General features: G+C 71.9%; 19 protein-coding genes and 1 pseudogene. 10 read left to right on the top strand and 10 right to left on the bottom strand.

The window, feature by feature from the left end; genetic code table 11:
- Positions 1 to 16: 16 nt before the first annotated feature.
- Positions 17 to 820: a class I SAM-dependent methyltransferase gene (locus tag AB0D29_RS27240; RefSeq protein ID WP_362857824.1), complete on the top strand. Its 804-nt coding sequence runs from the start codon at positions 17 to 19 to the stop codon at positions 818 to 820.
- Positions 821 to 851: 31 nt separating this feature from the next.
- On the opposite strand, the gene AB0D29_RS27235 is transcribed toward AB0D29_RS27240, so the two are convergent.
- Positions 852 to 1,367 (bottom strand): DUF4188 domain-containing protein, encoded by a 516-nt coding sequence (locus tag AB0D29_RS27235; protein WP_362857822.1) that lies wholly within the window; start codon positions 1,365 to 1,367, stop codon positions 852 to 854.
- 88 nt (positions 1,368 to 1,455) lie between these two features.
- Here AB0D29_RS27235 and AB0D29_RS27230 point away from each other — a divergent pair, with 88 nt between their 5' ends.
- Positions 1,456 to 2,133: a MerR family transcriptional regulator gene (locus tag AB0D29_RS27230; RefSeq protein WP_362857820.1), complete on the top strand. Its 678-nt coding sequence runs from the start codon at positions 1,456 to 1,458 to the stop codon at positions 2,131 to 2,133.
- A 153-nt stretch (positions 2,134 to 2,286) separates the two neighbouring features.
- On the opposite strand, the gene pip is transcribed toward AB0D29_RS27230, so the two are convergent.
- The 4 genes from pip to AB0D29_RS27210 form a co-directional block, all read right to left on the bottom strand.
- Positions 2,287 to 3,249, bottom strand: a complete 963-nt coding sequence (pip, locus tag AB0D29_RS27225; RefSeq protein WP_362857818.1) for a prolyl aminopeptidase — start codon at positions 3,247 to 3,249, stop codon at positions 2,287 to 2,289.
- A gap of 122 nt (positions 3,250 to 3,371) precedes the next feature.
- Positions 3,372 to 3,566, bottom strand: a complete 195-nt coding sequence (locus tag AB0D29_RS27220) for a helix-turn-helix domain-containing protein (protein WP_362857908.1) — start codon at positions 3,564 to 3,566, stop codon at positions 3,372 to 3,374.
- A 417-nt stretch (positions 3,567 to 3,983) separates the two neighbouring features.
- Positions 3,984 to 4,424 (bottom strand): cupin domain-containing protein, encoded by a 441-nt coding sequence (locus tag AB0D29_RS27215; protein ID WP_362857817.1) that lies wholly within the window; start codon positions 4,422 to 4,424, stop codon positions 3,984 to 3,986.
- 808 nt (positions 4,425 to 5,232) lie between these two features.
- The gene (locus tag AB0D29_RS27210) at positions 5,233 to 6,780 is read right to left on the bottom strand and encodes an alpha/beta hydrolase (protein WP_362857815.1); all 1,548 of its coding nucleotides are present in this window, start codon (positions 6,778 to 6,780) and stop codon (positions 5,233 to 5,235) included.
- 952 nt (positions 6,781 to 7,732) lie between these two features.
- Between AB0D29_RS27210 and AB0D29_RS27205 the strand changes: the two genes are divergently transcribed.
- Both AB0D29_RS27205 and AB0D29_RS27200 read left to right on the top strand, forming a co-directional pair.
- Positions 7,733 to 8,149: a hypothetical protein gene (locus AB0D29_RS27205; protein ID WP_362857814.1), complete on the top strand. Its 417-nt coding sequence runs from the start codon at positions 7,733 to 7,735 to the stop codon at positions 8,147 to 8,149.
- Between the two features lie 244 nt (positions 8,150 to 8,393).
- Positions 8,394 to 8,601, top strand: a pseudogene (locus AB0D29_RS27200) (XRE family transcriptional regulator); the annotation flags it as partial.
- Between the two features lie 49 nt (positions 8,602 to 8,650).
- On the opposite strand, the gene AB0D29_RS27195 reads toward AB0D29_RS27200, so the two are convergent.
- Positions 8,651 to 9,661, bottom strand: coding sequence for an NAD-dependent epimerase/dehydratase family protein (locus AB0D29_RS27195; protein ID WP_362857812.1), 1,011 nt, complete (start codon positions 9,659 to 9,661; stop codon positions 8,651 to 8,653).
- A 62-nt stretch (positions 9,662 to 9,723) separates the two neighbouring features.
- Positions 9,724 to 10,254, bottom strand: coding sequence for a GNAT family N-acetyltransferase (locus AB0D29_RS27190; RefSeq protein ID WP_362857811.1), 531 nt, complete (start codon positions 10,252 to 10,254; stop codon positions 9,724 to 9,726).
- 233 nt (positions 10,255 to 10,487) lie between these two features.
- On the opposite strand from AB0D29_RS27190, the gene AB0D29_RS27185 reads away from it, so the two are divergent.
- Both AB0D29_RS27185 and AB0D29_RS27180 read left to right on the top strand, forming a co-directional pair.
- The gene (locus AB0D29_RS27185) at positions 10,488 to 11,891 is read left to right on the top strand and encodes an Ig-like domain-containing protein (RefSeq protein WP_362857809.1); all 1,404 of its coding nucleotides are present in this window, start codon (positions 10,488 to 10,490) and stop codon (positions 11,889 to 11,891) included.
- A gap of 38 nt (positions 11,892 to 11,929) precedes the next feature.
- Entirely contained in the window at positions 11,930 to 12,628 is a 699-nt protein-coding gene (locus AB0D29_RS27180; protein ID WP_362857807.1) for an HAD-IA family hydrolase, read from the top strand.
- A 50-nt stretch (positions 12,629 to 12,678) separates the two neighbouring features.
- On the opposite strand, the gene AB0D29_RS27175 is transcribed toward AB0D29_RS27180, so the two are convergent.
- Positions 12,679 to 13,200, bottom strand: coding sequence for a hypothetical protein (locus tag AB0D29_RS27175; protein WP_362857805.1), 522 nt, complete (start codon positions 13,198 to 13,200; stop codon positions 12,679 to 12,681).
- Between the two features lie 57 nt (positions 13,201 to 13,257).
- Here AB0D29_RS27175 and AB0D29_RS27170 point away from each other — a divergent pair, with 57 nt between their 5' ends.
- Complete coding sequence (locus tag AB0D29_RS27170) at positions 13,258 to 14,100, top strand: class I SAM-dependent methyltransferase (RefSeq protein ID WP_362857803.1); 843 nt, start codon at positions 13,258 to 13,260, stop codon at positions 14,098 to 14,100.
- A gap of 55 nt (positions 14,101 to 14,155) precedes the next feature.
- On the opposite strand, the gene AB0D29_RS27165 is transcribed toward AB0D29_RS27170, so the two are convergent.
- A complete protein-coding gene (locus AB0D29_RS27165; RefSeq protein ID WP_362857801.1) occupies positions 14,156 to 14,509 on the bottom strand; it encodes a PRC-barrel domain-containing protein in 354 nt (117 codons plus the stop codon).
- Between the two features lie 364 nt (positions 14,510 to 14,873).
- Here AB0D29_RS27165 and AB0D29_RS27160 point away from each other — a divergent pair, with 364 nt between their 5' ends.
- From AB0D29_RS27160 to AB0D29_RS27150, 3 genes are all read left to right on the top strand, one after another.
- Complete coding sequence (locus AB0D29_RS27160) at positions 14,874 to 15,290, top strand: DUF5133 domain-containing protein (protein ID WP_362857800.1); 417 nt, start codon at positions 14,874 to 14,876, stop codon at positions 15,288 to 15,290.
- Between the two features lie 81 nt (positions 15,291 to 15,371).
- Positions 15,372 to 16,361 carry a Ku protein gene (locus AB0D29_RS27155; RefSeq protein ID WP_362857798.1) on the top strand — a complete coding sequence of 330 codons (990 nt, stop codon included), beginning with the start codon at positions 15,372 to 15,374 and terminating at the stop codon, positions 16,359 to 16,361.
- Positions 16,362 to 16,463: 102 nt separating this feature from the next.
- Positions 16,464 to 17,024: a hemerythrin domain-containing protein gene (locus AB0D29_RS27150; protein WP_362857797.1), complete on the top strand. Its 561-nt coding sequence runs from the start codon at positions 16,464 to 16,466 to the stop codon at positions 17,022 to 17,024.
- 16 nt (positions 17,025 to 17,040) lie between these two features.
- Here AB0D29_RS27150 and AB0D29_RS27145 read toward each other — a convergent pair whose 3' ends face one another.
- A complete protein-coding gene (locus AB0D29_RS27145) occupies positions 17,041 to 17,664 on the bottom strand; it encodes a nucleotidyltransferase family protein (RefSeq protein WP_362857795.1) in 624 nt (207 codons plus the stop codon).
- Positions 17,665 to 17,712: the final 48 nt, after the last annotated feature.

Here is a 17,712-nt window from a genome sequence, read left to right as displayed (position 1 = left end):
GGCCCGGGAGGACCCCATGAGCACCCCGTACGCGTCCGCAGCTCCGTACTACGCCCGCTACCGGCCCCCGTACCCGGCGGAGTTCTACGAGCTGCTCGCGGACCGGTTCGCGCTCGACGGGTCGCAGACCGTACTGGACCTCGGCGCCGGGCCCGGCCCGATCACCCTGGCCCTGGCCCCGCTGGCCGATCAGGTCTACGCCGTCGACCCGGAGCCCGCCATGCTCGCCGAGGGGTCCCGGCTCGCCGAGGAGCGCGGCCTCGCGAACACCTCCTGGCTGGTGGGTGACGCCGCCGGCATCGGCCGGCTCTGCCTGCCCCGGATCGACCTGTGCGTCATCGGCAGGGCCTTCCACCTGATGGACCGCGACCGGGTGCCGGCCGATCTGGACGCCGTGCTCGCACCCCGGGGCGCGATCGTCCTCGTCGACTCCGTGCCCCGGCCCGGCGTCCCGCGCCCGCCCTGGGCGGATGTCGTGGACGAGGTGTGCGCGCGGTTCCTCGGACCCGGCCCCGACGGGGCGGACGAGTGGGACGACGTGGTCCGGTCGGGCGGCCCGGAGGACGCCGAGGACCATCTCGCCAAGTCCCCGTTCTCCCGCGTCGAGACCGTCACGTGGGACCAGACCCTGCGCCACACCGTGGACGAGGTGGTCGGCCTCCGGTTCTCCTGCCCCTCCTGCGGCCCGGCCCTGTTCGGCGACCGCAGGGCCGCCTTCGAGTCCGAGCTGCGGCAGGCCCTGCTGGACCACGCCCCCGCCGGTGGCTACGGCCGGACCGTCCGGATCCGGGCCGCCATCGCGACGAGGCGCCGGCGGTGACCGCGGGGGCCGGCTCAGGGGGAGGGCCGGCTCACGGGGCGGGTTCGGCGGCGGACGAGCGGTGGGCGAACCGGTCGGCCGCGCGCCGGCCGCGGCGTTCGAGGGGCAGCGCCCCGGTGGCCGCGGCCAGCCCGAAGGGCGGCATGTCGAAGTAGATCGCCTCGTACGACCCCTCGGGCACGATGTAGGACTCGTGCCACAGGCCCACGTGCCCGTGCAGCTTGGACTCGCGTTCCTTGCGGTTGATGATCGACCACGCCTTGTGGTGGAGCATGTCCGGGGCCGCGGCGTACGCGTAGAGCTTCTCCTTGGACTCCCAGTACTGGACCACGTAGTACGTGCGCGGCGAGGCGGTCAGCAGGACGTGCCCGAGCAGGCCCCGGCTCTTGTCCCGGGCCAGTTCGCGGAGCATGCGGGGCATCGCCAGCACCACGGGCAGCCATTGGTGAACGGCCCGGAAGCGGTTGATGCGCATCCCGATGAGCAGGACGACGACGTCCCCCTCAGCGGCTGCGGTGGTACGGCCCGGTAAGGGTTTCGCGAACACGCCGGCCTCCCGATCGCCTTATTGGATAGCGTTGCTGTCCAACCGTCAGATGGTTGGATAGTGGCACTGCCCAAGGGAAGGTTCAAGAGTGCGGCTCGCGGAGTTGAGTGAGCGGAGCGGTGTGGCCATCGCGACGATCAAGTACTACCTGCGCGAAGGGCTGTTGCCGCCGGGCCGTCGCGTCAGCGCGACGACCGCCGACTACGACGAGGACCACCTGCGGCGGCTGCGGCTGGTCCGCGCGATGATCCAGGTCGGCAAGGTCCCGGTGGCGACGGTCAGGGAGGTGCTCGGGCACGTCGACGACGATTCGCTGGGCCGGACGATCCGGCTGGGCGCGGCGCTCTGGGCCCTGCCCCAGGAGGACGGACCGGACGAGGGCGCGGAGGGTGTGGAGGGCGCGGAGGGCGGCGCGGACGAGGCCGTGGTCGCCGCCCGCGCCGAGGTGGACCTGCTGCTCGACATGCTGGGCTGGACGACCGCCCGGGAACTGGGGCCGCTTTCGCCCGTCCACCGCTCGCTGGTGGTGGCGGTGGCCACGCTCAACCGGCTCGGCTACCCGTGGGACGCCGAGCTGATGGCCCCGTACGGCCGGCTGATGCACCAAGCGGCCGTACGGGACCTGGACTTCGTGGAGAGCCACCCCTCCGAGACGGAGAAGGTGGAGACCGCCGTCGCGGCCACCATCCTCTTCCAGCCCGTACTCAGGGCACTGCACCGCCTCGCCCAGGAGGAGGAGTCCGCCCGCCGCTACGGCCTGTCGTGACCCGCAAGCGTGTCCCCGCCTCCGGCACGGCCAGTGGTCGGGCGCGTGGGGCCTCCTCCACGCCGAGCTCGCCGAGCCGGCGCTGCTCCCGGCCGCTGGTCGCCGTTTTTGTTCGTCGTCCTGTCCACCAGCACCTTGCCGGGCGGTTCGGTCTCATCCCTGGTGAGCGAATCGGTCGAGAGCCTTGAGTACATGGGCGCGGGTCGTGTCGCTGCCCAGATGGCCTGCGTTGTCGACGACGGTCAGCTCGGCATCGGGCCAGGCGCGGGCGAGTTCCCATGCGGTATCGAGTGGGCCGGCCAGGTCGAGCCTGCCGTGGACCAGCACGCCCGGGATACCGGCCAGGCGGTGCGCATCGCGCAGGAGTGCGCCTTCCTCCAGCCAAGCGCCGTGGGAGAAGTAGTGAGAGCAGATGCGGACCAGGGCCAGTTGCGCGACCGGTGGGCGGTCGCCGTACGGCTTGGAGGCGCCGTTCGTTTCCCCGGACAGGACCGCGTCCTCCCAGGCGCACCAGTCGGCAGTGGCCTTCTCCCGTACCGCGGGGTCCGGATGCTCCATCAGGTGTGCGTAGGCCGCGACGATGTCACCGTCCGGTGGTGTGCCGCCGGCTCCTGCGAGGAAGCGTTCCCACTGCTCGGGGAAGAACCGGCCCGCACCTCGGTAGAGCCAGTCGATCTCGGAGCGCCGGGTGGTGGTGACGGCGGCGATGACGATCTCGGATATCCGCTCCGGGTAGGTCTCGGCGTAGGCCAGGATCAGCGTGGAGCCCCACGAGCCTCCGTAGAGCAGCCAGCGGTCGATACCCAGGTGATTCCGAAGCCGCTCCATGTCGGCGAGCAGGTGCCGGGTGGTGTTGTGGCGCATGTCGGTCGTGGGTTTGCTTGCGTGGGGGGTGCTGCGGCCACAGCCGCGCTGGTCGAACAGGACGATCCGGTAGCGGTCCGGATCGAAGTACTGGCGTGCCCCGGTCCCGCATCCGGATCCCGGTCCGCCGTGGACGACGAGTGCGGGTTTGCCGTCCGGGTTGCCGCAGACCTCCCAGTACACGAGGTTGCCGTCGCCGACGTCGAGCATCCCCTTCTCGTACGGCTCGATCGATGGGTACAGCTCGTCCATCTTCCAGACCTCCGGGCAACCAAATGCAACATGAACAAGGCCTTGTAGTAGACAACATGGCTGAGGTGACACCGTCGGCGACTCCGGTACCTGCCCGACCGGCGGGTTGGGTTCTCGGCTGGTCACCGAGGGTTGTCGGGCTGCACAACGCGGGGAGCCGTGATCCGTGGCGCGTCTGTGGCGGCCGCGGCTTCGTCGTACGAGACGAGGGTGCGATGGAGGGTGGAGCGGCCGACGCCGAGGCGCTCGGCGATGGCGGTGACGGACTCTTCGGCGTCGCGGCGGCGGAGGGCGACAAGGCTGTGGGTCTCCCCGATGGCGGGCCCGCCACCGCTCCACCACCACTGATGGTCTGCGGGGGAGTGTCAGTGGAGACTCGTCAGCTGGTTGTCAGCGGTGTAGCCCCAGCGACCTGGTAGTTGACACTGACAGGCCGTGGCGCACCGGTGCCGACACAAGTGCCGAATAGCCACGTCATTCGCACGCCGACCATCACCGGCGGCCGGGGTCGAGGCACTGAAGCTGTAGCGGCCGAGCAGCTGACCACCGCGGCTGCGGAAGTGCCGTTGGTGGCGCTGCGCGCCGCCGGGGTGCTGGAGCGGATCGCTGCCCGGGTCGGGCGGGAGGCCGCCGGGGCGCTGTGCGACGACGGCATGCCGGCCGAAGCGGTAACGGCACGCACCGCAGTCCGCCTTGCTGGCTTTCGGTTTTGCCGGAGGGCAGTCTTGCGCCCCCTACGTCGGTGTGAGGAGTGTGAAGTCGGCGAAGTCGAACCCGGGTGTCACCAGGCAGCTCACCAGTACCTCTTCGTCGCAGGCGGGGCAGGCGCTTTGCCAGTGGCCGGCGGGCACGCACACCTCGAGCTCGGTGCCGGGGGAACGGTGGGGTCCCAGGTGGTACTCGGTGACGGTGGTCGGTGTCGGCCCGGGCGGGCTGATGTACAGGGTGAGGGGGCCGCCGTCGCGCCAGAGCCAGATCTCGTCGCTGGCCACCGTGTGCCACTGGGACCGTTCCTCCGGTGCCAGCAGGAAGTGGATGAGGGTGGCCGAAGGCCGCTGACCGCGGTTGGTTGGATGCGGGACGGTGACGGGCGAGGTGTAGATCCTGCGGTACCAGCCGCCTTCGGGGTGGGGTTCCAGGTCGAGGGTGCGGGCGGTCTCGGGACGGGCAGTCATCGGTGGCAGCCTCCGGCCGGGACGGCGGTTTCCGGGGTAGTAGACGGAGCGTAGCGCTCGTAGCAGTCCTGGAGTCCGGACTCCTCCAACAGGACCAGGACGGTGTCGGCCCAGGCAGCTCCAGCCCCATGGCAGCGGTCTCCGGCTTTCCGGACAAAGATTCGTCCGCAGCGAACGGTGTCTCTACCCTGAGTCGCAGCGGGAGTGCGCGCACATCCGCAGGTTGCAGCGCCGTGGCAGAGCGGCCCATTGCGATCGACGTGGGCGAGGTCCCTCCCACGGCGACTGACCGAGACGGAGCGGACCTGCTCCCATCCGTCCGCGGGTTCACATCCCGTCGGCACTGCAGCCGACCTGGACTTGGTCCAGCGCACGGACCTGCCGCATCGCGTCACTTCCACAGAAGTTGAGCCGGCCCGGGTTGTGAAGCCCCTTCGTCATGGCTTCGGAGGCACCAGCCGAGGCGGGAGGCAGGTGTTCACGAGAACCGCAGGCAGTGCGCCTCAGCGGGCCGCGAGACGGCGCCGGAGCCGCGCCACCGTCACCTGGCTCCGTAGCCAGCGCTTTCGTCCCCGGCGATCCGGCTGGCGGCCGTGCTGTGGAAGGGCGAAGACGGCCAGGGCGGCATCAGCCACTTACTCGGCCAGGCCATCTCTTCCGGATCTTGCCCTGACCCGCGTCGTCCGGCGCCGCACCTCGCCGCACGGGCGGGGCACCGAGTACGTCCAGTACCTGGACGCACCGCCAACGCGCCGATGCACGGCACCGGACGACGCGGGCTTGACCGGCAAGAACCGAAAGAGACGACCTACCGGCCGGCGGTCGGGTCGGGCAGCGGCTTGCCCTCGCACGAGGCATCCTCGGCCGGCATCCGGCCGTCGACGAGGAAGCCCTCGACGTACGCGTCCACGCAGGGGTTGTGCGACTGGTAGACGCCGTGGTCGCCGCCGCCGACGGTGATCAGCCGGGATCCGGCCGTCCCCCGGTGGGCCCGCAGCGCGCCCTCGTAGTAAGTGGCCGGGTCATGGAGCGAGTTGAGCATCATGATCGGCGGCAGCCCCCGCCCGGTGACCTGCACCCGGGGCGCCCGGGAGCGCGGCCAGGCGGCGCAGACCGAGGCGAAGGTCAGCTCACGGGCCCCGGCCATCGGGTACGCGGCGCCGTCGGCCGCGCTCCGGCGGACCCAATAGGCGCTGTCGTGGTTCCACGGGGTGTCCTGGCAGATGACGGAGAAGAAGTCCGCCGCGAACTGCGCCCCCAGCGGGTGCTTCAGCTTCTCGGCCAGGGCCTTGCGGGCGGCCGGCGGAGCCGCCTCCGGGTGCTCCAGGACACCGAGCAGCATCGCCAGGTCGGGGAAGCGGTCGCCGCTGTAGATGATGGAGGTGGCGGCGGCGTCGAGGTGGTTGGGGGTGACCGTCGTCCCCTCCAAGTCCAGCGGGTGCTCGCCCAGCGCGCGCCGCAGCCGCTCGTACGAGGCCTTGGCCTCCTCGGCGGTCCGGCCCCGGTGGTACGTCGCGTCGTTCGCGGCGAGCCAGGGCAGGAAGTCCTGTTCGAACCGGCGCTGGAAGCTCATCGGCTGGCCCGTCAGGAACTCCTGCCAACCGCCCGTGAAGCCGACGTTGCTGTCGAGCACCACCCGGTCGACCCGGCGCGGGAACTCGGTTGCGTAGTAGGCGCCGAGGAAGGTGGCGTACGAGGGGCCGTAGTAGGACACCTTCGACTCGCCGAGCAGCGCCCGGAACAGGTCCATGTCGTGCACGGCCTGGTCGGTGGTGATGTACGGGAGCAGGTCGCCCGACCGCCGCTCACAGTCCCGTACGAAGTTCCGCGCCCGGTCCACAGTGGCATCCACGGCCCGGCGAGAGCGGTCGCGCAGGTCGCCGCTGGTGAACAGGGCGTCCACCGCGTCCTGGTCGGAGCAGACCACCTGCGTGCTGGCCCCGACCCCGCGCTGGTCGAAGCCGACGACGTCGTACGCGGCCGCCAGCTTGGGCGAGTACGCCGCCAACCCCGCCGGCCGGCCCAGCCCCGAGGCGCCCGGCCCGCCGGCCGCCATCATCAGCACGCCCCGCCGCGCGGCGGGGTCCGCGGCCCTGTGCCGGGACACCGCGACGGTCAGGTCCGCCCCCGTGCCCGGGCGGTACCAGTCGCGCGGCACCGTCATGGAGGCACACTCCAGCGCACCGGACTGGCACGGCTGCCAGTCGAGGCGCTGCTGCGCGTACCGCGCGGGCACGGCCGGCGCGCCGGCCTTCGCCCCGGCGGCGCTCGCCGGCGACGCGGGCAGGGCGGCGAGGGCGAGCAGCCCGCACGCGGCGGCCGTGGCCCACCGCGCGGGCTTCTTGAAGAGGTGCATGTGGATGGTTCCCCCGGTCGGAGCGATTCGGTTACACCCCGATCCTCAGAGAACCCGGCCCACCGGACGATCCCCCCAATGCCCGTATCCGGGGTGGTGCCAGCACCACCCCGGCCTGGCTGGGCGGCCTCGACCCCGTCGAGGCCGGGCACCGTGGTGCAGGCCGGCGCGTGGCCCGCGCTGCGCGCCGCCGGTGTGCTGGAGCGGATCGCAGCTTGGGCGCGCCGTGAGGCCATCAGGCGACGGCAGGCCGCTGGGCGGCGAGCCGGGTGAGGTGCGCCTCCCGCAGCTCCTCCCAGGGTGTGCACTCCTCCACCGACGGGAGGCCGTTGGTGGCGATGTCCTCGAGGACTCCGGCCAGCCGGTCGGCACTCTCGCGGGTCTTGGCGGCGTAGGGATGCGGGGTGCAGTCGAAGCTTCCGCGCGCAGGACAGCGCCGCTGCTCCCCGACTCCGTGCCCGACCGCGGCTGGAACCCAGGAGCCGGAAGATCCGCGACGGCCTCGGTGCAGCCGAGCACGTCCTGCACCCCGTACCCGTCGAGCCGCTCCACCACACCGGCCGCACCCGCACCACCGCACAAGCCGCGGAGCCGGAGGCAGGCCGGGACAAGGGCGTATCGCAAGCCGGTGCGCAGCCACGGCTGTTCCTCTCCCGGATGGGCCACCTCACCCGCTACCCGTCCATCCAGCTCACCGACCGAACCTGCTCGGCCCTCACACTCCTCCATGCAGGCGAAATGCCCGTACTGAGTCGTATGCAACACCCTTCAGACCCGTACACGGGCCCGGGCCCAGCCGGTAGGCCGGGATCCGGCGGCGTGGCCTGACGGGTCGGCAGGGATCACGACTGCGTATCTGATTGGAAAGTGGAAGGGAAGAGTCCCTTTTGTGTGTTCAGGAGCCGGTAGCGTACGCGCGTTCGATCTCGTACACGTCCCCAAGGAACCCTTCATGGCCACGCCTCCCGCGCCGCAGACCCCTGAGCAGCCCACCACTCCCGGCACGTTCGACGCCCCCGTCGCGCCGTCCGAGCCCGCGAAGAAGAAGGGCGTCCTGGGGAAGAAGATCCTCGGCGTCGTCGTGGCGATCGCGGTCGTACTGTTCTGGCGCCTGGGCCTTCCCTACCTGACGGGCGAGGCCCCGGTGCACGCGGAGGCCGGCGACTGTGTCGTCGTCACCGGCCCGGAGAACGACCCCAAGGTCGAGAGCAAGGGCTGCACCGAGAAGGTGGCCGACCTGTACAAGGTCGTCAAGGTCGTCGACAACACCTTCAACCTCGACAAGTGCGAGGGCGTTGCCGAGGTCGCTCTCGCGCAGCAGCTCGAATCGGACAAGTTCGTCCTCTGCATGGAGCCCGTCAAGAACTGACGCCCCGCACATGGCCGCAGGGGCCGGACCCGCAGGGTCCGGCCCCTTGCCGTTGCCGCCCACAGTGTGATGCCGAAATCGACTGGACCAGACCGCTCGCGGACGTGCACGCGCACCTGACTGTGCTCCGGAGCGCGGCGGTTGCCTTGCGGAGTGGCTCACCGTGGTTCTGGCCGAGCTGACGAAGTAGACGTCCGAGGCCGCGGTGCGGACAACGCTGGCCGCGTTGAACGCCATGGCCGACAAGCACGTATCGGACCGCATCGATGCGGCCGTACGAGCCCGCCGGCAGCCCGTGGTACGCGGCCGTCGCCGCAAGGCGGGCCGCCTTGCACACCGGCATCAGGGTCGAGACCTGGGCCCGGTTCGGTCGCACCGCCCCCCTCGGCACCACCGGCGACGGCCGTGGCCGCCGCCTCACGGTCTCCCTCCCCGCTCCCTACGCCCAGCGCTGGGTGGGCCGGTCCGGCGAGCGGTGAGATCGACTGCGTGCCTGCGAGGTCACTGACCTGTGGTCGACAGCCGGTCGGCGAGGGCGGTGAGCAGCTCGCGCTCGCGGGCCGTGCTCAGGCCGGCCCGCCGGGTCCGGTCCAGGCCCTCGGCGCGCTCCCACCGCAAGAGGGCCTCCAGCATCTCCACGCGGGGGCGGTGGCGCAGCCCGGCCGCGCCCGCGGCGGCCCCGCTGCGCGCGCAGAACCCCGCCCACTGGGGATCCGTCATCCACATGGCCAGCGACTCGGGTCCCATGAACTGCGCCACCCCCTGGTCGAGGAGCCACTGCGGGTCCGCCGTCGCCACCGGGCCGTCGTGGCCGCCCACGCGGCGCGACAGGTCGACCCACTCGTCGAAGGGGACGACGGGCCCGACGGCGTCGAAGGTCCCGGTGGATCCCCGCTGCGCGAGGTCCAGGAGCCAGCCCGCGAGGTCGCGTACGTCGACCGTCTGGGTCGGCGGTCCGGGGGAGCGGGGTACGAGCATGGGCTGGTCCACCTCGCGGGCGGCGCGGGCCACCCAGTACCCCGAACGCCCGGTGTGGTCGCCGGGTCCGCCGATCAGGCCGGCCCGGGCGATGACGAGCCGGTCCCCGACCGCCGCGCGCGAAGCCGCTTCGCAGGCGACCTTCGCCTCCCCGTACTCGTCCCGTTCGACGTACTGCCCCTCGGCCGGCGCCAGCAGCGCGGCCGACTCGTCGGCGCCGACCGTGCCGTGGTCGGCGTAGGCGCTGACGGAAGAGACGTACGTCCAGTGCCGGGCCCGCCCCGCCAGGGCGCGGAGCGCGCCGTGGACGAAGGCGGGCTGCCACGACACCTCGATCACGGCGTCCCAGTCGCGGTCGAGCAGGTCGGCGTAGGCGGAGTCCTGCTTCCGGTCCGCCGTGACCAGCCGTGCCCCGGGGGCGACGTTCCCGCTCTCGCCGCGCGCCAGGCAGGTCACCTCGTGCCCGCGCTCCAGCGCCTGCCCTGCGATCTCACGGCCCAGCCATGCCGTCCCGCCCAGTATCAAGAGGTTCATCCGCCCACTTCAGCACATCGGGAGCGCAGGAAGCTCCTGGGTTCGCGCTCGGCGAAGGGCCGTCACAGGTCGCGCCGCATGCAGGCGCGGGGCCACCGGTCCAGGCCGTGTTCCGACTCGCGGGCCCGGATCTCCCGCAGGCCGGGGGCGAGCCCGCCGTCGTCCAGCAGCCGGAAGCCGCAGCGCGCGTAGTACGGGGCGTTCCACGGCACTTCGGTGAAGGTGGTGAGGGTCAGGGCGGGCACCCCCTCGCGCGCTGCGACGCCGGCCAGGTGTTCCAGCAGGGACCGGCCGATCCCGCGGCGCGCACGGTCCGGATGGACGGACACCTGCTCGACGTGGAGGTTGCCGTCGACGCGATCGGCGATCAGGTACGCGACCGGGATGCCTGGACCGGCACCGGCACCGGCACCGGGGCCGTCGACCGCGACCCAGGCCATTCCGGCCCGCTGGTAGCGGCCGAGCTCGCCGAGCGTCAGCGGCTCGTCGTCGGCGATCTCCGGCATGCCGATGTCCCGGAAGCAGATACCGGCGGCCCTCTCGATGTCCTGGAGGGCGGTCAATTCGTCCATGTGTGCTGCGCGAATGGGCATGGGCGCATTGTCGGCGGGCGGGCCCTCCGAGGGCACCTGGGTATCGCCGCCCCGACGCGTCCATAACCGGTCGGCCCGGCCGGGCGGTTGTGCTCCGTACGAGTTCTCTTGGAGTGCCGTTCGGCCCCAGAGCCGAGTCCATGATCATCATTTTGGCCCTCCATCGGTTTGATACGGCTATGCCACGAATGCGACGGACACAACCGACCAGGGCGTGGGGTGCCGTTGCTGCGGTGACGGGGGCCATGCTGGTCGTCGCCGCAGCGCCGGGCCGGGCGCCCGATGCGGACACGACGGAGCGGACCCTCGCCGGTCCGCCGCGGGAAGCAGCGGTCACGCTGCTGGTCGGGAGGGTGCTGGAGGAGGGCCACGAAGACGGCGGAGGGCGGTGCGCGGTACGCATGTTCCGGCCCGGACTGTGCAGCGGCTGGCAGGAGCAGCGGGTGCTCGCCACCGCACGGGGGGTGGGGTCGGTGGTGAAGGAGCCCGCCCTGTACGAGGGCTACGCGGCGCGCGCCGCCCGGGAGCAGGTGCTTCCCACGGACGCCGGCGGGCCGCTGGAGATCACCCTCGCCGATTCCGGCCGCCTCACGGACGTGACCGTGCAGGACGGACACGGCCGCCGGCTGGCCGGTGAGCTCGGCCCGCACAGCGAGCGCTGGCTGAACACCGAGCCGCTGCGGGCGGGGGAGACGTACACGGTGCAGGTCGGCGCCCAGGACGCGGGCGGCACTCCGGTCGGCGTGACCATGGCCTTCCGGACCGCGCCGCCCGCCGACGGCGGCAGACTGACGGCCGAGTTCGGGCCCGGCCCCGGCACGTACGGGGCCGGGGAGATCGTGACGGCCTCCCTCAGCCGGCCGGTCCCCGCCGACGACCTGCCCGCCCGCGCCCGCCTGGAGCAGGCCCTGCAGGTGACCTCGGAGCCCCACGTCGAGGGGGCCTGGCACTGGGTCGACGACTCGACCCTGCACTACCGGCCGCGTACGTACTGGCCCGCGCACACCGTGGTTCGCGTGCGCAGCGGCCTCGACGGGGTCGAGGTCGGGGACCACGACTACGGAGGCCCCTCCGACGACGTGCAGTTCACCATCGCGGACCGGATCGAGGCCGTCACCGACTCCGCCACGCACCGGATGACCGTACGCCGCAACGGACGGATCATCAGGACGATCCCCGTGACCACCGGCAAGGCGGGCTTCCGGACCCGCAGCGGAATCAAGGTCGTCCTGCGCAAGGAGCCCAAGGTCCGGATGCGCGGGGACACCGTCGGCATCCAGCGCGGCACCAAGGAGTTCTACGACCTGCCCGTCCTCTACGCGACGCGCGTGACCTGGAGCGGCGAGTACATCCACGCCGCGCCCTGGTCGGTCGAGGCACAGGGCGAGGAGAACGTCAGCCACGGCTGCACGGGCATGAGCACCGAGGACGCCGCCTGGTTCTTCGACACGGTCCGCGAAGGCGACATCGTGGAGGTGGTCAACAGCGGCGGAGCGAAGATGGCCCCCTTCGACAACGGCTTCGGCGACTGGAACATGGACTGGCGGACCTGGCTGGCGGGCAGTGCCCTCGCCGACGCGGAGGGAAACCCGCACGGTTCACCGCTCTCCCCGTCCCGGCTGCACCCGACCACCTGACACCCCGCCACCGGTCCGGCCTGCCCTACGATCACCACATGATCAAAGGAGTGATGTTCGACTTCTCCGGCACGCTGCTGCGCATCGAGTCGACCGGGGAGTGGCTCGCCGCCGCCCTCGAGACGACGGGCGTGTCCCTGGCCGAGGGGGAGTTCGACGAGACGGTGCGGCGGCTGACGGAGTACGGCGCCCTGCCCGGCGGGCCTTCGCCCCGGCAGGTGCCCGCACACCTCGAAACCCTCTGGCACGAGCGGGACATGAGCGCCGATCAGCACCGGGCCGCTTACGGCGGACTGGCCCGGGCGGCCGGTCTGCCGGCGCCGGAACTGCTGACGGCCCTCTACGACCGCCACATGAGCCCCGCCGCCTGGCGGCCCTACCCGGACACCGGACCGACGCTGCGTGAACTGCGGCGGCGGGGCCTGCCGGTGGCCGTGGTCAGCAACATCGGCTGGGACCTCCGGCCGGTCTTCCGCGCACACGGGCTGGACGAGCTGGTCGACACCTACGTGCTCTCCTTCGAGCTCGGCACGCAGAAGCCCGACCCGGAGATCTTCCGGGTCGCCTGCGGCCGGCTCGGACTGGCGCCCGCCGACGTCCTCATGGTCGGCGACGACCGCCACGCGGACGGCGGCGCGCGGGCGCTCGGCTGCCCGGTGCACTTCGTGGACCACCTGCCGGTCGACCAGCGCCCCGCCGGACTGGAGCCGGTCCTCGGCCTGCTCGAATCGCCGTAGCCGACGGCGCCGCCGGGGGGGGGCGTACGCGGAGGCGATTCGCGGACCGGTCAGGCCGCGGCGTCGGCCACGTTCCACTCCCGCGGCAGTGCCCCGTCGCAGAACACGCAGACGAAGTCCTCATCGCGCACAATGTTCAGCTCCCGGCAGGCAGGACACCTGCGGAACACCAGCTCGTGGGTGAACCCGGGCGGGTGCGCGATCCCGGCCGCGTCCAGCGCGTCCGCGACGGCCGGCCACGAGCCGGGGTCCGGGCAGTAGCCCGTCGACTGGTTGCTGACCTCGCGGACCACCCAGCGACCGGACTCCCGGCGGAAGCCGATCTCACCGGCGCTCAGGACCGGTCCACCGCCGACGCACGCCACGTGCTCACTGCGGCGCGGCGCCAGCCGCAGGACACCGGCGGTGTCGACGACGAAGGTGAAGGGCTCGGCCTGCGCCGGCATCCGCGTCGACGCCCAGTCGTCGAAGTCCGCCGCCGAGCGGATCCTCCGCCCCTCGGCCCCCGGCCGTACCAGCGACCGCAGTTCGGCCGGCCCGACGTACCGGTAGCTTCGTCCTCGCCCGTCCATGTCCGTCACCCTAAACCGGCAGGCGGAACGCCCGACGGGTGTGCCATCCTCGGGGCCATGCCCGAAACCAGGCCCGATACCGACGGCGGACTCGCCCTGAACCGTGCGCTGTGGGACGAGCGCGCCCGGATCCACGGCTCGACGCCCACCGACAGGTTCTACGACGTCGAGTCGTTCGTCGCGGGGCGCGAGACCCTGTACGCCCTCGAACGGGAGCTGGCCGGCGACGTGGCGGGCAAGGACCTGCTGCACCTGCAGTGCCACTTCGGGATGGACACGCTCAGCTGGGCCCGGCTGGGAGCCCGGGTCACCGGGGTCGACTTCGCGCCGACGGCGATCGAGCGGGCCCGGCAGCTGGCCGGCCGGACCGGTCTCGACGCCACCTTCGTCGAAGCCGACACCCAGCGACTGCCCGATACCCTGGCAGACCGCTTCGACCTGGTCGTCGCCACCTACGGGGTGCTCTGCTGGATCGCCGACCTCGACGGCTGGATGCGCGGTGCGGCGATGGCGCTGCGCCCCGGGGGCAGCCTGGTCGTGGTCGATCTGCATCCGGCGTTCCAGTCGGTCGCCGCCCTCGATCCGCTGGTCGTCGACTGGCCCTACGGAGGCGGCGAGCCCCAGCACGAGACGGTGACCAGCACCTACGCCGAACCGGACCTGAGCCTGCCGGCGCAGGACAGCGTCCAGTACCCGTACTCGATCGGGGAGATCGTCACCGCGGCCGCGTCCGCGGGCCTCACGGTGAAGCACCTGGGCGAACACGTCGCCGCCGAGTTCGACCCGCGCGGCTTCCTGACCCCGGGCCGGGACGGCCTGTACCGGCTCCCGTTCGGGGACTCCCACCTCCCCGTCCTGTACTCACTGCGCGCCGAGTCACCGCCCCCGCACCCCGCCTAGCGCGCACGCTCCGGCGCTCCGGCGCTCCGGCGGGTCCTCGAGGGGCCTTGGGGTCCTAACTGTGGGACTGGCTGTAGTGCCGGGCGAACTCCTCCAAGTAGCCCGCCTCACCGCGGTACTTGATCGCGTCGAAGTCAGGGGCGGCCTTGATCTGGTCCTTGGTCCGGTTGATGTAGACCTTCCTCTCGGCCGTGTCGATCCGCTGGATGGTGCCGGCCGGGAGGAGGACGTGCTTGCCGAAGATCCAGACGCCCGTGTCGACGACGAGGTGGGAGGCGTCGACGGCATCGGAATGCTTGTCGACCTTCCCGATGCTGCCGTCGGTGGCCTCGACCTTGAACCCGACGAGGTCGAGGCCCGGCTCGTGCCCCGAAGCCGGGTCGTAGCCCCAGATCCCTTTCTCGGTCATGGCTCATCCCTCTCCGTACGAGTACGAGGTGACCGTCCCCGGGCGGGCACGTGTCACCGCCTCCCGGGCGCCTCCCCGGATACGGCCGGCTCATGCACGGGGCGCGGGCAATCCGGCCGTCCCTCCCAGGATGCGCCTCGGCTGAAGCTTTGCCTGCGGCAGGTGCACGCCGAGTACGCGAGGGTAAACCCTTCATGACCCCGTTACGGCCCCCGTTCGCCTTCGGTTGAAGGGATGATTCCGCATGGTTCCTCGTTTTCGTCGTTCCTCGGCCGGAAATCCCTCCGATGTCACTACGGGGAGAGCGTCCGGCGGTGGCCCTCTGGCGGGCGATCCGGACGTGGCGCGGGCCGTGGGGATGATCATGGCTCTGACGCCGTGCTCCGCCCGGGACGCCCGGGTCGTCCTCGCGTCGGCGGCCAAGGCCGCCCACGTCACGGCCGCCGAGCTGGCCGGGGCCATCGTCGCCGCACCGCACGGCACGGCGCTTCCGGCCCACGTCGAGCGGGCCCTGCGCCACGCGGTGGAATCGGCCCGCAGCCCGGTCCGTCCCGCGCCCGCACCCGCCCCGCCGGTGGCCATGCTCGCCAACCGCGCCCTGACCGAGACGCTCCTCGCCCGGTTCCGGGCCGCTCGGGCGACCCTGGCCGCGGAGCCCGGCAGTGAGGACGCGCGCCGCGAGATGGACGACGTGACGTACACCCTGTGCGTGCTGATGGGCCGACTCCGCGCGTACGACGCCGTCATGGCCGCCCAGGACCGCCTCGAGCTGTCCGCGTAGCGCCGACGAGGGCGGCCGTTTCCGGCGGGGCCGGACGGGTAGACGCCGCAACCGGGGAGACCCGGCAAGGCGGTGATCGGCATGGCCAGACCGGTCTGGACGGGAGTCCTGAGCTTCGGGCTGGTGAGCGTCCCCATCGGCGTGTACACCGCGACGGACAGCCACACCCTCCACTTCCACCAGCTGCAACGCGGCACCTCGGACCGGATCCGCAACCGGCGGGTGAACGAGCGCACCGGCAAGGAAGTGGAACTCGACGACATCGTGAAGGGCTACGACGCGGGCGAGGAATACGTCCTGGTCGAGCCCGCGGAACTGGACGACATCGCGCCGGGCCGCTCCAAGACCCTGGAGATCAGCGGGTTCGTGGACCTGGACGAGATCGACCCGATCTTCTTCGACCGCACCTACTACGTCGGTCCCAAGGGCAAGGAGTACACCAAGGTCTACGCCCTGCTGGAGCAGGCCCTCGCCCAGAGCAACCGGGCCGGTGTCGCCACCTTCGTCATGCGCGCCCGCGAGTACCTCGTCGCCCTCAAGTCCGAGAACGGCATCCTGACCCTGCACACCCTCCACTGGGCCGACGAGATCCGTGACCCCCGGGAGGAGGTCCCCGACCTGCCCGCCGCCTCCGGTGCGAAGAGCAGTGCGAAGGAGATGAGGATGGCGGAGCAGCTCATCGCCGCCCTCGGTACGCACTGGGACCCCGAGGAGTTCCACGACACCTACCAGGAGAAGGTCGCCGCCCTGGTCGAGGCGAAGCGGGCGGGCGAGACGGTGGAGAAGGCCGAACCCGCGGCGGAGGCCACGAACGTGGTGGACCTGACGGAGGCCCTGCGCGCCAGCGTCGAACGGGCCCGCGGCGGCGGCACGGGCGCAGGCCGGAAGTCGGCTTCGGGATCGCGGTCGGGCGGCAGGGGAAGGGCCCCTACGCGGAAGTCCGCGCTGGAAGCCCTGACCAAGGCGGAACTGTACGAGAAGGCCGCGACCGCCGGGATCCCCGGCCGCTCCGGCATGACCCGCGGCGAACTGCTGGAGGCCCTGGCCGGCACCGGCAAGGCGGCGGCGTAGGGGTGCCGCATGGGCCGCGCCCTTCGGGGCAGGCGACGACGAGTGGGTCCGGGCGACCGCCCGGACGACCTGGAACCGGACGATCTGGAATCGGAGGCAATCATGGGACACGGTGGAGACGTGGTGCGGGAACTGACCGCCGACCACGACGAGGTGAAGGAGTACTTCGGGCAACTGCGCACCGCCACCGACGGGAAGCGCCGGCGCGAGCTGGCCGACCTGCTGACCATCGAGCTCGTCCGCCACTCGGTCGCGGAGGAGGAGTACCTCTATCCGGCCATCCGCGAGCACCTCGACGGCGGTGACCGGATCGCCGACAAGGAGATCGCGGACCATTCCCGGGCGGAGGAACTGCTCAAGGAGCTGGAGCAACTGGATCCGGAGGGTGCCGAGTTCGCCGGCCGGGTGGAAGAACTGCACACCGAGGTGCTCGCCCACATCAAGGACGAGGAGGAGAACCTCTTCCCGGCCCTGCGGCACAATTGCCAGCAGAGCGAACTGGACCACCTGGGCGACAGCATCCGCCGCGCGAAGAAGCTGGCGCCGACCCGCCCGCACCCGGGCAGCCCGTCGACACCGCCGGCCAACAAGCTGCTCGCCCCGGGCATCGGCCTGGTCGACCGCGCCCGGGACCTCGTCACCGGACGGGGCAAGGGGGCCTGACCGGCCCGACGGCCCTTCAGGGCCGGCCGCGGGGGCCGATGACGCGGAGCCGCTCCAGGAGGTACAGGAACGCGTCGGCCAGGGGCGCCGCCCGGTGGTCGTCGTCCAGCCGCCGCCAGTCGATCTGCTCCCGCAGCATCCGCGCCATCGGCAGCAGGTCCCCGAAGTCGCAGTAGTGCTCGCACAGGGCCGCGAGCTTGCTGTCCATGAGGTCGGTGGGCGAGAGCACCGGCATCCAGACCGAGTCGACCGGCAGCAGCACCGCCCGGTCCAGCAGCTCCCGGCTCACCGGACGCCTCGCGAGCTCGAAGATCAGGTCGATCTCCTCCCCTCCGGATCGGCCTTTCACCAGCCAGTCCTCAGGGGCGCGGCGCATCACGATGTCGCCGTCCTCCAAGGCCTGGATGGCGGCCTCGGAGTCCTCGGGACGCACGCAGAAGTCCGTGTCGTGCTGGAAGTGGGCCGGGACGCCGTGCGCGAACGCGGCGACGCTGCCGGCGAGCGCGAAGGGCCGATCCGAGGCCTTGAGGAGCGCCGCCACACGCTTGGTGGTCTCCAGAATGGCCTGGGTGTGGTCCTGCGGCAGCCGGGCCATGGCCTCGGCCCGAAGGTCCGGCTCTTCGGAGGGAGGTGCCTTCATGCGGCGCGCCTTACCGTTCGGGCGCTGGTCAAACCCGCTCCGCGGCCC

Source organism: Streptomyces sp. NPDC048424 (assembly GCF_040651555.1).
Classification (GTDB): Bacteria; Actinomycetota; Actinomycetes; order Streptomycetales; family Streptomycetaceae; genus Streptomyces.
The sequence above is the reverse complement of the archived record's forward strand: the minus strand, read 5'-3'. Positions and strand labels throughout refer to the sequence as shown.

Excerpts from the sequence above, each read along its gene's own strand:
- AB0D29_RS27210 (WP_362857815.1), bottom strand. The coding sequence starts at position 6,780 with ATGCACCTCTTCAAGAAGCCCGCGCGGTGGGCCACGGCCGCCGCGTGC.
- AB0D29_RS27190 (WP_362857811.1), bottom strand. The coding sequence starts at position 10,254 with ATGCCCATTCGCGCAGCACACATGGACGAATTGACCGCCCTCCAGGAC.
- AB0D29_RS27195 (WP_362857812.1), bottom strand. The coding sequence starts at position 9,661 with ATGAACCTCTTGATACTGGGCGGGACGGCATGGCTGGGCCGTGAGATC.
- pip (WP_362857818.1), bottom strand. The coding sequence starts at position 3,249 with ATGGACGAGCTGTACCCATCGATCGAGCCGTACGAGAAGGGGATGCTC.
- AB0D29_RS27180 (WP_362857807.1), top strand. The coding sequence starts at position 11,930 with ATGATCAAAGGAGTGATGTTCGACTTCTCCGGCACGCTGCTGCGCATC.
- AB0D29_RS27170 (WP_362857803.1), top strand. The coding sequence starts at position 13,258 with ATGCCCGAAACCAGGCCCGATACCGACGGCGGACTCGCCCTGAACCGT.
- AB0D29_RS27155 (WP_362857798.1), top strand. The coding sequence starts at position 15,372 with ATGGCCAGACCGGTCTGGACGGGAGTCCTGAGCTTCGGGCTGGTGAGC.
- AB0D29_RS27145 (WP_362857795.1), bottom strand. The coding sequence starts at position 17,664 with ATGAAGGCACCTCCCTCCGAAGAGCCGGACCTTCGGGCCGAGGCCATG.
- AB0D29_RS27165 (WP_362857801.1), bottom strand. The coding sequence starts at position 14,509 with ATGACCGAGAAAGGGATCTGGGGCTACGACCCGGCTTCGGGGCACGAG.
- AB0D29_RS27240 (WP_362857824.1), top strand. The coding sequence starts at position 17 with ATGAGCACCCCGTACGCGTCCGCAGCTCCGTACTACGCCCGCTACCGG.
- AB0D29_RS27160 (WP_362857800.1), top strand. The coding sequence starts at position 14,874 with ATGGCTCTGACGCCGTGCTCCGCCCGGGACGCCCGGGTCGTCCTCGCG.
- AB0D29_RS27150 (WP_362857797.1), top strand. The coding sequence starts at position 16,464 with ATGGGACACGGTGGAGACGTGGTGCGGGAACTGACCGCCGACCACGAC.
- AB0D29_RS27215 (WP_362857817.1), bottom strand. The coding sequence starts at position 4,424 with ATGACTGCCCGTCCCGAGACCGCCCGCACCCTCGACCTGGAACCCCAC.
- AB0D29_RS27175 (WP_362857805.1), bottom strand. The coding sequence starts at position 13,200 with ATGGACGGGCGAGGACGAAGCTACCGGTACGTCGGGCCGGCCGAACTG.
- AB0D29_RS27205 (WP_362857814.1), top strand. The coding sequence starts at position 7,733 with ATGGCCACGCCTCCCGCGCCGCAGACCCCTGAGCAGCCCACCACTCCC.